14 protein-coding genes are annotated in these 12,925 nt (G+C 72.3%); 11 read left to right on the top strand and 3 right to left on the bottom strand.

What is annotated here, in order from left to right; all coding sequences use genetic code 11:
* The first annotated feature begins 3 nt into the window (after positions 1-3).
* Genes MB828_RS44960 through MB828_RS44945 form a run of 4 tightly spaced genes read left to right on the top strand, consistent with a single transcriptional unit; the run spans position 4 to position 3,199 of the window.
* Positions 4-531: a hypothetical protein gene (locus tag MB828_RS44960; RefSeq protein ID WP_301653211.1), complete on the top strand. Its 528-nt coding sequence runs from the start codon at positions 4-6 to the stop codon at positions 529-531.
* Entirely contained in the window at positions 518-1,849 is a 1,332-nt protein-coding gene (locus MB828_RS44955) for a Dyp-type peroxidase (RefSeq protein ID WP_301653210.1), read from the top strand. The genes MB828_RS44960 and MB828_RS44955 overlap by 14 nt, the downstream gene beginning before the upstream one ends.
* Before the next feature lie 52 nt (positions 1,850-1,901).
* Positions 1,902-2,456 carry an HdeD family acid-resistance protein gene (locus MB828_RS44950; protein ID WP_301653209.1) on the top strand — a complete coding sequence of 185 codons (555 nt, stop codon included), beginning with the start codon at positions 1,902-1,904 and terminating at the stop codon, positions 2,454-2,456.
* A complete protein-coding gene (locus MB828_RS44945; RefSeq protein WP_301653208.1) occupies positions 2,453-3,199 on the top strand; it encodes an SDR family NAD(P)-dependent oxidoreductase in 747 nt (248 codons plus the stop codon). The genes MB828_RS44950 and MB828_RS44945 overlap by 4 nt, the downstream gene beginning before the upstream one ends.
* A gap of 358 nt (positions 3,200-3,557) precedes the next feature.
* Here the strand turns inward: MB828_RS44945 and MB828_RS44940 are convergent, their stop codons facing one another.
* Positions 3,558-4,406 carry an NAD(P)-dependent oxidoreductase gene (locus MB828_RS44940; protein ID WP_301653207.1) on the bottom strand — a complete coding sequence of 283 codons (849 nt, stop codon included), beginning with the start codon at positions 4,404-4,406 and terminating at the stop codon, positions 3,558-3,560.
* Positions 4,407-4,524: 118 nt separating this feature from the next.
* On the opposite strand from MB828_RS44940, the gene MB828_RS44935 reads away from it, so the two are divergent.
* From MB828_RS44935 to MB828_RS44910, 6 genes are all read left to right on the top strand, one after another.
* Positions 4,525-4,662 carry a hypothetical protein gene (locus MB828_RS44935; protein WP_165941401.1) on the top strand — a complete coding sequence of 46 codons (138 nt, stop codon included), beginning with the start codon at positions 4,525-4,527 and terminating at the stop codon, positions 4,660-4,662.
* Positions 4,663-4,932: 270 nt separating this feature from the next.
* On the top strand, positions 4,933-6,858 hold the full coding sequence (locus MB828_RS44930; RefSeq protein ID WP_301653206.1) for a RiPP maturation radical SAM C-methyltransferase: 1,926 nt from the start codon (positions 4,933-4,935) through the stop codon (positions 6,856-6,858).
* Positions 6,840-7,466: a DUF5825 family protein gene (locus MB828_RS44925; protein WP_301653205.1), complete on the top strand. Its 627-nt coding sequence runs from the start codon at positions 6,840-6,842 to the stop codon at positions 7,464-7,466. The genes MB828_RS44930 and MB828_RS44925 overlap by 19 nt, the downstream gene beginning before the upstream one ends.
* 15 nt (positions 7,467-7,481) lie before the next feature.
* Positions 7,482-7,823 carry a hypothetical protein gene (locus MB828_RS44920; RefSeq protein ID WP_301653204.1) on the top strand — a complete coding sequence of 114 codons (342 nt, stop codon included), beginning with the start codon at positions 7,482-7,484 and terminating at the stop codon, positions 7,821-7,823.
* Positions 7,816-8,751 carry a hypothetical protein gene (locus MB828_RS44915; protein ID WP_301653203.1) on the top strand — a complete coding sequence of 312 codons (936 nt, stop codon included), beginning with the start codon at positions 7,816-7,818 and terminating at the stop codon, positions 8,749-8,751. The genes MB828_RS44920 and MB828_RS44915 overlap by 8 nt, the downstream gene beginning before the upstream one ends.
* Positions 8,748-9,533 carry a class I SAM-dependent methyltransferase gene (locus MB828_RS44910; protein ID WP_301653202.1) on the top strand — a complete coding sequence of 262 codons (786 nt, stop codon included), beginning with the start codon at positions 8,748-8,750 and terminating at the stop codon, positions 9,531-9,533. The genes MB828_RS44915 and MB828_RS44910 overlap by 4 nt, the downstream gene beginning before the upstream one ends.
* A 296-nt stretch (positions 9,534-9,829) precedes the next feature.
* Here MB828_RS44910 and MB828_RS44905 read toward each other — a convergent pair whose 3' ends face one another.
* Positions 9,830-11,185: an MFS transporter gene (locus MB828_RS44905; protein ID WP_301653201.1), complete on the bottom strand. Its 1,356-nt coding sequence runs from the start codon at positions 11,183-11,185 to the stop codon at positions 9,830-9,832.
* A 41-nt stretch (positions 11,186-11,226) separates the two neighbouring features.
* Positions 11,227-11,937, bottom strand: coding sequence for an IclR family transcriptional regulator (locus MB828_RS44900; RefSeq protein ID WP_301653200.1), 711 nt, complete (start codon positions 11,935-11,937; stop codon positions 11,227-11,229).
* Between the two features lie 220 nt (positions 11,938-12,157).
* Here MB828_RS44900 and MB828_RS44895 point away from each other — a divergent pair.
* A partial coding sequence (locus MB828_RS44895; RefSeq protein WP_301653199.1) for an AfsR/SARP family transcriptional regulator occupies positions 12,158-12,925 on the top strand: 768 nt, incomplete at its 3' end.

The following is a 12,925-nucleotide window of genomic DNA, read 5'->3' as shown; positions in this document are numbered from 1 at the left end:
GCCATGACCGACACCACCACCCCGGCCATCGACGTCACCGACGAGCGTTACGCCCACGCCCAGCCCATCAGCGACCAGCCCGACGGCCCGGGCCGCCGCATCGGAAAGAAGGGCGAGCTCACCATCATCACGCCGCTGACCCCGAACGGGGGCAAGATCTTCCGCGAGCGGGTGGCGAGCATCCAGGCCCAGGCCGGCTACTGGGAGACCAAGGTCGGCACGGTCGACAACTTCCGCATCCTGCTCTTCGACAACGACACCCGGATGCTCATCACCCTCGTCTACGACGGCGACTTCAAGCCCTATCTGGCCGACATCGGCCGCGCCCAGCCCTGGCTGGACGAGATCTTCGGCGAGATCGTCGAGGGCTACAACGGTTACGACGACCCGGGCACCCCGGAGCTGGTGATCTCCCGCTCCTACTCGGCGGACCTGTACTTCCACGCCACCTCGGACAGCAGCGTCCACGACGTGAAGCGCATGAAGCGTCTGGGCGACGCCCTCTCCGAGGTTCTCGATGCGGCCAACTGACGCCGTCGGTGCCCTGGATCTGGACCGGATCCAGGGCACCATCCTCCGCGAACGGCCGCTGCCCTACTTCGGCTCCTACCTGCTGTACGAGGTCGGCGACGCCGCCGAGGGCCGCGCCATGCTGCGCCGGCTGCTGCCCCACGTGACCACCGCCGCCGGCTGGGAGCACCCGGACGGGGACGCCTGGCTCAACGTCGTCCTCACCCACCCGGGTCTGGCCCGCATCGGGCTGCCGCAGGAGATCCTCGACGGCTTCCCCCGCGAGCTGCGCGAACCGATGCGCACCCGCAAGGCGTTCCTGGGCGACATCGGCGAGAGCGACCCGGCGCACTGGGACCTGCCCGAGCACGGCTCCTTCGACATAGGGGTGCTGCTGATGGCCCCGGACGAGACCGCGTTCGCCGAGAAGCTGGCGATCGGCCACGGAGCCCAGGAGGACCTGCCCTCCGTGCGCCGGGTGAGCCGTCTCGACATCCGCACCCCGGACAACCTGCGCGAGCACTTCGGTTACGCCGACGGCATCAGCCGCCCGTACATCGAGGGCCAGGGCGGCACTCCGAGGCGCGGCCAGAGCCTCGCGAAACCGGGGGAGTTCGTCCTCGGGTACGTCAACGAACTGGGCCGGACCGCCACCGGCCCGGGCCCCGAGGCGCTGTGGCGCAACGGCACGTATCTGTCCATCCGCAAACTCCACCAGAAGGTCGCGGAGTTCCGCCGTTTCCTGACGGCACGGTCCGAGGACGAGTACGGCGCCGAACTGCTCGCCGCGAAGATGGCCGGCCGCTGGCGCAGCGGCTGCCCGCTGGCCCTGTCGCCGGAGAAGGACGTGACCGTGGAGCCCGAGCGACTCAACGACTTCGCCTACTACGACGACGACCCGCGCGGCCTGCGGACCCCGATCGCCTCCCACATCCGCCGGGTCAACCCGCGGGACGCGCTCAAGGACACCATCGTCGACGTCCGCCTCCATCAGCTTCTGCGCCGGGGGGCCGCCTACGGGCCGATGCTCCCCGAGGGCGTCCTGGAGGACGACGGCGTCGACCGGGGCGTGGTCCTGGCCTTCGCCAACGCCGACCCGGCCCGGCAGTTCGAGTTCGTCCAGTCCCAGTGGGTCAACGACGGCGACTTCATCTCGGCCGGCGCCGACCAGGACCCGCTCGCGGGCAACCACGTCACCGAAGCCGACTTCAGCTACGCGGCGAAGCCGGTGCGGCGCCGCCTGCGCGGCCTGCCCGCGTTCGTGGTGACCAAGGGCGGCGAACACGTCTTCCTGCCCGGCGTCAACGGCCTGCGGTACCTGGCCGACGGCCGCTGGTGAGATCCGTCGGTTCATCCGCGAGTCCAGTCATGAATCCACGAGGAGAAGAAACGTGTGGTCCTCCCCCTACGCCTGGAGAGGCGTCGTGGCCGTCGTCCTCGGCCTGACCGCGGTCGTCTGGCCGGGCATCACCGTCGGTGCCCTGGTGATCCTGTTCGCCGTGAACTGTTTCATGAGCGCCGGGAACGACGCCGCCGTCGCGTTCCGCGGTGACCGCGCCGGCCCCGTCGTCGGCCATCTCCTGCTGGCGTTCGTCTCGCTCGCCGCCGGAGTGACCGCGCTCGTGTGGCCCGGCATCACCGCCCTGGCGCTCGCCGTGTGGATCGCGATCTGGGCGGTCGTCGCCGGTCTGTTGGAGGTCGGGTTCGGCTTCCGGCGCGGCGCGCCCGCAGGCAACCGCGCGATGTGGATCCTGAGCGGCCTGGCCACCCTGGCCTTCGGTGTCGTCCTCGCCGTCCGTCCCGATGTCGGCGTTCTCACCCTCGCCACCCTCTTCGGCTTCTACGCGATCGTCTACGGCGTCTCCGCCCTGGTGACGGCCGCGCACACCGCACCCCGTACGCAGCCCGACCCGAACCAGGACGAAGGAAGCCCGCAGTGGACGTGAACGGAAGGACCGTCGTCGTGACCGGCGGTGCCAGTGGCATCGGTCGGGGCCTCGCGACCCGGTTCGCGGCCGAGGGGGCGCGGGTGGTCGTCTCCGACCTCGCGGCGCGGACTCCGGCCGTGACCGCCGGACTCCGGTACGTCCAGGCCGACGTCAGCAAAGAAGCCGACATCGAACGGCTCGTCGTCGACGTCCTCGACCACGAGGGCCCTATCGACCTGTTCTGTTCCAACGCCGGGATCGGCCACGAGATGGACCCGATGACCCCCCAGGGCGTCTGGGACAAGGTGTTCGCCGTCAACGTGATGAGCCATGTCTGGGCGGCCCGGCACGTCCTGCCCCACATGCTGGAGCGGGGCGAGGGCTATCTGCTCAACACGGCCTCGGCCTCCGGGCTGCTCACCGAACTCACCAGCCCCGGTTACGCGGCCTCCAAGCACGCGGCGGTGGGATTCGCCGAATGGCTCGCGTTCACCTATGCCGACCGGGGCATCCGCACCTCGGTGCTCTGCCCGGAGGCGGTCCGCACCCCGATCCTCGACGCGGCTCCGTACCTGCTGAGCAATGCGATCACCGTCGAGGCAGTGGCGGAAACCGTGATCCAGGCACTCCGCGACGAACAGTTCATGATCTACACCCACCCAACCACACCGGTCCGCTTCCAGCAGAAGGCCGCGGACTACGAGGCGTACATCGCCGAGCTGCGCGTACGACGATCGGAGGCGACACGGGGCGCGCGCTGAGGAACTGGGTGGATGCGGCGGTTACTTTGGCCGGCGTCCATCTCGAAGATCCTCAGGGGCCGTCGAGGGGCCGCAAGGACAGGAACGCATCCCCAAGCACTGCATGGGGCTGACGTCGATCAGCGCGTCTGACCTGCAAGAACGGCGCGAATCGGCGATGATCGACAAGGCCCGCCAAGATCCCCGAAGGACGGAGACGTCCTGGTAGCCGGCGGCGGTCGTCCGTCGGCTCCGGTGACCGCTGTCGTCGGTCGCCGAGCCCGCGCCGCCGGGGCGGTACGCGGGCTCGGCCGGCAGGAGATCCAGGTCGCGGGCGCCGGCGGCGGTCAGGTCGCGGGTCTCTTCGCCGGTTTCTGGCCTACGCCGGGTCGGCCGGGGTGTGGAGGTGGGACAGGACGTCCTTCAGGGGGAGGTCGAAGCGGTCCTTGTCGGCGGTCCAGTGGCGCATCACCGTGGCGCTGGCCTCGGCCAGGGCGGGTGGCAGGCCGGCGGAGCGCAGGGCGGCGGCCACCTCCTCCATCTCGGGGGCCCAGCGCCAGGCGCGGGCCGCGAGGCTGGGCAGGTAGTCCACGTCGGCGAGGATGCCGTGGGTGATCGACTCGGCCTCCAGGGCCAGTTCGTCGGCCACGCCGTGGCTCGCGGCGAGTGCGTGCGAGACGGCGGCGAGCGCGCGGGCGGACTTCTGGAAGGACGCGAAGGCCATCTTCAGGGCCGACGCGGCACCGACCCCGGCGTCCAGCGGTCTGGCCAGCACAGCGGTGCCCTCGAACAGCGCGGCGGCCCGGCCGGCCGCCTCCCGGTCGCCGCTCAGGTGGAGCCGGGGCGGGGCGCCCGCGCCGGGGGGAGCGCCGATGATCGAGCCGTCGACCATGACGACACCATGGTCCAGGCAGGCGTCGGAGATGCGGCGGGCCCGGTCGGGGCTGATGGCGTTCGCCTCCACGTAGACACCGCGGAACGGGTGGCCGAGGACCTCCCGGGCGACGTCCTCCGCCGCGTGCGGTGGGCAGATCGACAGCACCAGGTCGCTGACGGCCAGGGCGGCACCGAGCGACTCGGCCGCCTCCAGGCCGGCCGCACGCGCCCGCTCGACGCTGGCCGGGCCCCGGCCGGCCGGGACATGGAGCACGCGGGTGCCGGTGCGGCGGGCCTCGGCGCCGACCTTGGCGCCCATGGCGCCGGGGTGCAGGAGGGTCACTGTGGTCATGAGCCTCACGGTACGTGTGCCGTGCGTCAACGCCCGGTCCGTTGAACGGGACGGTTCGCGACAGGGCGCGCGAGGCGTACCACGCTGACTACGACGATGTACGCCTGCCGGCACGGCTGTGCGGCACTCGGCGTGCCCGGCACCCGGAAAGGCCGAGGGGAGGTACGCCATGGAGAAGACCGTCGTCACCAGTGACCCGCAGAGCAACGAGCGGGAGTCGGTCAAGGTCGAGGTCGGGATCACCGTCAAGTTCTGACGCCCTTCCTCCGCCACAGGCCGCCCGGCGCTTCCGGTGCATCCGCCGCATTCGCTGCCACGCACCGGAAGCGCGTCCCCGGACCGGAGAAGAGGAACCGTGGAGAAAGTCGTCGTCAACAACGATCCGCAGGCACCGTCCCAGGAAGACGCCCGGTCGACGTTCATTTCGGTGATGGTCTACGTCACGAAGTACTGATCCTTTCCCTTTGTTCCTGTGCTTCGACCGGCGCTTCGCCCGCGCGGAGCGCCGGATCCCACTGGAGGGCACATGAAGGTCACCCTGGTCTGCATGCCGTGGGCCACCACGGCGACCCCTTCGCTGGCGCTCGGAATCCTCTCGCGCAGGATCGCGGACACCCGTCCGGGGACCGAGGTCGAGACCGTCTACGCCAACATCGACTTCGCCGACTGGATGCACGAACAAGGCGGCCTGGGAGCCGCCGAGTTCAGCTTCTTCTCGCTGCACAGCTATTTCCTCGGATGCGGGGACTGGGTGTTCTCCTCCGCTCTCCACGACGACACGTCCTGGCGGGTCGACGAATTCCGCGACGCCTTCGAGAAGGCGATGACCGCCGACCAGCTGGAGGTGTCCCTGCGGCTGCACCGGACGGTCCCCGGCTTCGTCGACGCGATGGCCCGGCGCATCGTGGCCGACGGCCCGGCCCTCGTCGGAGCGACCTCGACGTTCCAGCAGAACGTGGCCTCCCTCGCGCTGCTGCGCCGCGTCAAGGAACTCGCCCCCGACGTGAAGACCGTCATGGGCGGCGCCAACTGCGACGGCCCGCAGGGGGAGGCGCTGCACCGCAACTTCCCTTTCCTCGACTACGTCGTACGGGGCGAGGCGGAGCGCACGTTCCCCGAACTCGTCGCGGCGGTCGAGGGCGACGGCGACACCTCGGGCATCGCCGGCCTGTGCCGACGCGACGACGCCGGCCGGAGCGTGAGCAACCCGCCGGCCGAGCGGCTGCTGGCGCCGTCCGAGATACCCTGCCCCGACTACGACCCCTACTTCGAGCGGCTGCGGCGCTCCCGCGTGCAGTCCTGGTACGAGACCGTGCTCACCGTGGAGGGAGCGCGCGGCTGCTGGTGGGGCGAGAAGCACCACTGCACCTTCTGCGGGCTCAACGGTTCGGCGATGACCTTCCGCAGCAAGAGCCCGGGCACCTACCTGAACGAGATCCTCACGCTCGCCGAGCGCCACCGCGTACTGGACTTCTACGCGGTGGACAACATCCTGGAGATGTCCTATCTCGACTCGGTCCTGGACCGGCTCGCCGACGCGCCGTTCGACCTGCGCATCCAGTACGAGGTCAAGTCGAACATGAAGCTGTCGGGGATCGAGCGGATGCGCAGGGCCGGGGTGGTGAGCGTCCAGCCGGGCATCGAGAGTCTCAGCACCCGCGTGCTGAAGATCATGGACAAGGGGGTGAGCGGCACCCACAACGTGCGGTTCCTGCGGGACGCCGAGAGCAACAGCCTCTCCGTGGCCTGGAACTACCTGTACGGATTCCCGGGCGAGACCGCCGAGGACTACCTCCCCGTCATCGAACAGCTGCCCGCGCTGCACCACCTGCATCCGTCCAACGGGGTCAACCGCATCGCGCTCGAACGCTTCAGTCCGTACTTCGACCGCCCCGAACTGGGTTTCGCCGAACGGCGGCCGCACAAGCAGTACTTCGTCACCTACGACCTTCCCGAGTCCGAACTCGCCGATCTGGCCTATGTGTTCGAGACTCCCGGGCGGGGCGTGGACGAGAAGGTGGCGGAGCGGCTCAAGCAGGCCCTGGACGAGTGGGGCGCCAACTACATCCACAGCCGGCTCTCCTGCGTCGACCTCGGCGACCGTATCGAACTGACCAACTCCCGGCCGCACTTCGCCTGGCGGACCCTGACCCTGCGGGACGCCACGGAGGTCGAGCTGTTCCGGGCGTTGCACGACCCCCGGTCCGCCGATCAACTGGTCCGCCGCACGGCCGCGTCCGGGACCGCCTGGGACCGGGAACGGGTCGAGGCCCTGCTGGCCGACTGGCGCCGCCTGGGACTGGTCTTCATCGAGGGCGACCGTGCCGTCCATGTCGCCACCGAGCACGAGAACCAGCTGATCTGCCGGATCCGCCGCGAGTCGGAGGACACCGGCGGACCCGAACTGGCCCTGGAACTGGCCGAGGAGCCCACATGCGTGAAGATCTCCTGACCACCCCGCCGACGCCACCCGTTCCGTCGGCCACGCCACCCGTTCCGTCGGCCACGCCGTACGGGCCCGTCGGCGAGCAGGTGCACGACCTCTACCGGAGCGGGGTGCGGTGCACGGCCCTCGACGAGCCCGTCTCGCTGCGCTCCCCGGACCCGCGCGACCTGCGCGCCCTGGACTTCGTCCGGGTCGCCACCGCCCGGGGCCTGCTGGTGCGCTGGCATCTGCGCGCCGGCCGCCGGGCTCTGCCCGCCCTGACGGCGTACGACCTGTCGCACCTCCAGCCCCCCGTCTCCCTGGACGGCCCCCGGTCCGCCGAACGCCTCGCCCAGTGGAACACCCGCTTCTACCTCGGCCGTTGTGTGTGGCGCCGGGGCCCCGGGTTCGTGCAGATCCGCGACCGGCGGGGCGGCGTGCTGCAACGGTTCGACCTGGTGCAGCCGGTCTACGCACAGGCGGTGGCCCTCCTGGAGAGGCAGCGGACGGACGAGGTCGACCCCGAGGTCCTCAGCGCCCTGCGCGCCGAACGTCTCGTCCTCACCTTCGGCGACGCGCACTGGTGGGCGCCGTACCTGATGGACCGGTGGCCGGTGCCGTCCATGGTCCTGTGAACAGGGGGAGACACGATGGTCGATGACATCGCCGCGGGGATCCTCGCCTGCGGGGCCGTGGTCTGGCTGGTGTGGCGCGGGTTCTTCACCCCGCCGGGCTCGTTCGGCTCGTGGGCGATGTTCTCCCACATCTGTGCCTACCGGGCCCGGCTGTACGACGTGCGGGACGGCCGGCCGGTCTGCCCGTGGGACCACGAACTGCGCCAGGACCACTTCAGCTCCGCCGACGCGCTCGGCTCCCTGGTGAGCTACCTCGACGAGGTGCACGGCTGCCGGGTGGCCGGGGAGGGGGTGCTCCTGGTGCCCTTCGACCAGCTGCGGATCGCGGTCAGGAACGGCCGGGTCGTCCGTGCCTGACCTGCTGTCGGTGCACGGTGCCACGGCCGGCCCGGCACTGTGCTGCTTCCGCCTGGTCCTGGGCACGGCCCTGGTGTGGAAGATCGTCGCCGACCATGTGTACGGCATGGCCCGGTTCTTCGACGACCGCCCCAAGTCCCTGGTGCGCTGGCGCTACGAGCGGGACGAGATGGCGGTGAAGCTGCTGCTGAGCCCGGCCGCGTACAAGGTGTTCTACGTCGCCCGGGCGGTGGCGGCGCTGTGCCTGTTCGCCGGGGTGCTCACTCCGCTCGCGGCGGCGGTGGTCGCCGCCTGGTGCGTGTTCGAGTTCACCTTCGACCGCAAGTTCAACACCGTGTTCCTCGGGGTGATGTGCCTGCCGTTCGTCTTCGCCCGGGGGGCCGACGCCTATCTGAGCCTCCAGTCGCTCCTGGACGCCGGCTCCCCGGCCGGCTTCCTCGACCCGCCCCGCGCGCACGGCGGCGACAGCCTCTCCTGGCCGCAGTTCGCCGCGGTGGTCCTGGTCTTCCAGCTGTACTGGAGCAGCGCCTGGTTCAAGGCCGCGTCCCGCCAGTTCACCAGCGGGGACACCCTGCAGAAGGTCTTCGCGCAGCTCGCGGCCCTGCGCGACGAACTGCCCCCTGGGCGCCGTGAGTACTACTTCCCCGACTGGTTCACCCGCCGGTTCGCCACCGGTGAGCCGTCCCTCGTCGCCCGCCGCTGGCGTCTGCCGTCCCTGACGGCGATCGCGGTGGAGGCCGCCCTGCCGGTCCTGCTGATCGTCCCCGCGACCTGGTACGCGGGGGCGCTGCTCGGACTGCTCACCCACGCCGCGTTCACCGCGATGCTGCCCAAGCGGCTGGTGCCCTTCAGCCTCGCCTCGGTGGGCACCTACGTGCTGTTCCTGCCGCCGTCCACGTTCGTGAACCTGATCGGAGGATGGACATGATCCACCGTGCGGTACGGGCCAAGGCACCCACGAGCTTCGGTGCCCGGGCCCGCGACTACGACCGGCTGCGCCCCGGCTACCCCGGCCGGGCCCTGACCGAGGCCTGGACGGCCCTGGGCGGCGGCCCGCCGGGCACCGCGCTGGACGTCGGCTGCGGGACCGGCAAGCTCGCCGGCGCGCTGGCCGCCCTCGGACACCGGGTCACCGGAGTCGAGCCGGACCCGCGGATGGCGGCCGTCGCCGCGGCGCACGGACTCGCCGTCGAGGTCGGCACCTTCGAGACCTGGGACCCGCGCGGCCGGCGATTCGACCTGGTGGCCTGCGGCCAGGCCTGGCACTGGCTGCGCGCCGGGGACCGTACGGCCAAGGCGGCGCGGTGCCTGCGCCCGGCCGGGCGGATCCTGCTCGCCTGGAACTTCGGCTCCTACGCGCCGTCCGCCGAGGCGGGCCTTACCCGGGTCTACGCGGCCGCGCTGCCCGAGGGGCTGCCGGTCGGGCAGGGCGGCCGGCAGGACCTCACGGAGGCCGACGCCGGCACGTACGCCGACGAACTGCGCGCCCACGGGTTCACGGTGACGAAGATCGCGGTGCCCTGGCAGAGCCGTCTCACGTCCCGGGAGTTCTGCGCGCTGCTCGGCACCGAGAGCCGCCACCTGGCCCTGCCGTGGTCCACCCGGCGCCGGCTGCTCCGCGCGGTGGCCGCGTACCTCGACACCGAGGAGGGCGGAGAGATCCGCACGGACTACACATGCGTGATCGTGGCGGCCACCGGAGCCACGTGACGCCGTGCACGGCCGCCTGACGCCATGCGCGGCCGCCCGGCGGCAATGCGCGCCGCCTGACGGCACATGTTGCCCGACCGACGGCATGCCCGGCTGCCTGACGGCCCGCGCCGCAGGCCGGGGCGTAGCGCGGGGTGGGGCGAGGGTGGTGGGGCGGGGAGATGGGCCCTCCGGCTCATCGGGCGATCCGGATCTTGCCGGTCCTTCCGGTCCTTACGGTCATGACGGTCTCGCCGGTCGTGACGGTCTCGCCGGTTCTGTCGGTCGGGGCGGCCGTGCCTGTCGGGGCCGGTGTGTCAGTGGTCGGTGGGTTCGTGGGGCTTGACGCGAGGCTTCGGGATGTCGGTGTGGGTGCCCTCGTGTGCGTCGGCGTCGGCGGCCTCGGGCCCGGTTCCGGCCGAGTCCTCGGCTTCGGCGGTGTCCTGGGCGCCTGCTCCTGCTCCGGCTCCGGAGATGTCGTCCAACTGGCCTGCTGTCGGCGCCAGGTGGTTGGCGGTGGCCAGTAGGGCCAGGCCGGCCGTGATGGTGAGCAGTGGAACCGCGACGCCGAACGCGTCGGCCAGTGCCCCGCAGAGCACGGGGGCGAGCCAGCCGCAGGACTGCACGGCCATGTTCACCGACGTCAGGACCCGCGCGGCCATCGCGTCCGGCACCGCCGCCACCATCGCCGCCCCGAACACGGCGTTCAGCGGGGTGACGAACACGATGCTCACGCCGAGGCAGAGGCCCGCCGCCCACGGCCACGCGGCCAGCGGGACGAGCCCGGCGACGCCGAACACCAGCATCCAGGAGACGAGCAGGACGAGACGGCGGCCGCTGACCCGCCGTACGACCCACCCGCAGGCGAGCGCCCCGCCCAGCCCGCACGCCGTCGCGATCCCCTCGGCCGAGCCGATCTGCGCGGACGAGGCGCCGTGGTGCCGCAGCGCCACGACGAACATGAAGGCCACCCCGGTGAAGAGCAGGTTCATCAGCGCCGACCACACCAGCGTGTACCGCAGGAACGGCACCCCCCGGACGAACGCGAGACCGGCGCCCAGGTCCCGGCCCAACGGCGGTCGCCGGGCGGCCCGTTCGGCCGGGTCGGGGCCCATCGGCGTACGGATCAGCAGGCAGGCCACGGTGACGGCGGCGTACGACAGCGCGTCCGCGAGGAACGGCGCCCAGCGGGCCAGCGCGAACAGCGTCCCGCCGAGCGGCGCCCCGGCCAACTCCGCGCTGTGGTCGCGTACTTCGGCGCGCGCGAAGGCGGCCCTGAGCTGCGCCCGCGGGACGATCCGCCGTACCAGCGGGGCCGCCGCGCCGGCGAACACCGCCGACGCCAGGCCCTGCACCAGCGCCAGGGCGGCGATCAGCGGCAGCCACGGGTGCCCGGCGGCCACCGCCCAGCAGACCGTTCCCGTCGTGGCGAGCTGGGTCAGGGAGGCCCCCGTCAGCAGTGCCCGGCGTGAGCAGCGGTCGGCGGCCACGCCCGCCGGGAGCAGGCCCGCGGCGAGACCGGCGCTCGCGCACGTGCCGACCACGCCGGCCGCCGCCGCGGAACCGGTGACGGCCAGCATCAGCAGCGGGAACGCCAGCCTGGAGACGCTGGTGCCCAGCGCGGACACGGCGGTCCCCGACCACCACAGGTTGTGGTCCCGGTTCCGCCACAACGACGGGGGATCCTGCCCCGGGACACCCCGCGCTCCGTCGGTCACCGGCCGCGCAGCCCGTTGCCGATGACCTGGGCGGTGCGCGCGGCGACGTCGGCGATCCGCTCCAGACGGTGCCCGGGATCGGTCACCACACACAGGGACGTCAGCGGCGCCCGCCCCGGCCGGCCGGGCAGCGGTACGGCCGCGCAGCACACCCCCGGTACCAGTTCCTCCCGGTCGAAGGCGGCGCCGCGGGCCCGGATGGCGGCGGCCTCCCGCGCCCAGGACCCGGGTGGCGGGCCGGGCAGGGCGACGGGTCCGGCCGTGGCCATCAGGACCTTGCCGGCCGCGGCGCGCCACGGCCAGGTGGACCCGCGACGGGCCACGACGGACGGCTCGGCCTCCTTGCCGGGCACCCATTCCAGGACCAGTGACTGCCCCTTCCACAGCACACAGATCCCCACCGCGGCGCCCGTGAGTTCCGCCAGCTCCCGCATCGGCCGCCGGGCGGCGGACCGCAGCGCCGGGTTCGGTTGCCACCGGTGCCCGAGCCGGTACATCTGCGGTCCCATCCGGTAGCCGCCGCGATGCCGTTCCACCGCCCCCAGCTCGGCCAGCTGTTCGAGGAGCCGGTGGGCGGTCGACTTGGGCAGCCCGCACTCCGCCGCCAGCCTCGTCAGTCCCGCCTCCCCGGCCCGTTCCACCGCTTCGAGGAGACCGAAGGCGCCCTCCAGCACGCTGCGGCCCGCGGCCCCCGGCGACGAGGTCATGGTCGCCGCGGCCGCACCTGTCCCACCTGGTCCGTTCAAGCCGTTCACCCCCGTCGCCCGTGCCGGGTCCCCGCATCGGGCGTCTGCTCGGCCAGTACGCCAGCAGGTTCGCATCAGGCCATGTGCAGAAACGTTGTCGATTGCTTGTCGGAAATAAGGGGGGACGGTGAAAGATGGGGTCGACCGCGGGGGCGGGGGCGGGCAGGGGGGAGCGAACAGCATGGTGCAGGTGCACTTACTGGGGCCCGTGGAACTGTCGGCCGGGGGGCGCACGGTGGAGGTGGGGCCCCCGCAGCGTCGTACGGTGCTGGCCGTGCTGGCCGTGGAGACCGGCCGGCCCGTCACGGTGGCCGCGCTCATCGACCGGGTCTGGGACGCCGGCCCGCCGGACGCGGCACGCCGGGCGGTGCACGCCCACATCGCCGGTATCCGGAGGGTGTGCGCACAGGCCGGGGACCGCGGTTCGCGGCCGTTGCCGCTGCTGCGCCGGTCGAGCGGTTACGTGCTGGACGCCGACCCCGAACAGGTCGACGTGCACCGGTTCCGCATGTTCGTCGACCGCGCCCAGGCGGCGGAGCAGCCGGACGACAGCAGGTCCGCGCTGCTGCGCCAGGCGCTCGGGCTGTGGCGCGGGGAGCCGCTCAGCGGACTGCACGGGCAGTGGGCGGCGCGGATGCGCGAGGCCTGGCGGCGGCAGCGGGTGGACGCCGCGGTCGGCTGGGCCCTGATCGAGCTGCGCCGCGGCGAGCCCGACGCGGTCATCGGCCCGCTCACCGACCTGCTCGCCGAGTATCCGCTGGTGGAGCCGCTGGCCGACATGCTGATGCGGGCCCTGTACGACGCCGGGCGCGGCGCGGAGGCCCTGGACTGCTTCGCCACGGTACGACGATGGCTCGCGGAGGAACTGGGCACGCCCCCCGGCCCGGCCCTGCACACGACCCACCAGTCGATCCTCCACGGTCACCGCCCCCCACCCCCCTCCCCGGAG

Source organism: Streptomyces arenae, from assembly GCF_022343545.1.
Taxonomy (GTDB): Bacteria; Actinomycetota; Actinomycetes; order Streptomycetales; family Streptomycetaceae; genus Streptomyces; species Streptomyces humi.
This window is presented reverse-complemented; position numbering and strand designations above follow the sequence as displayed.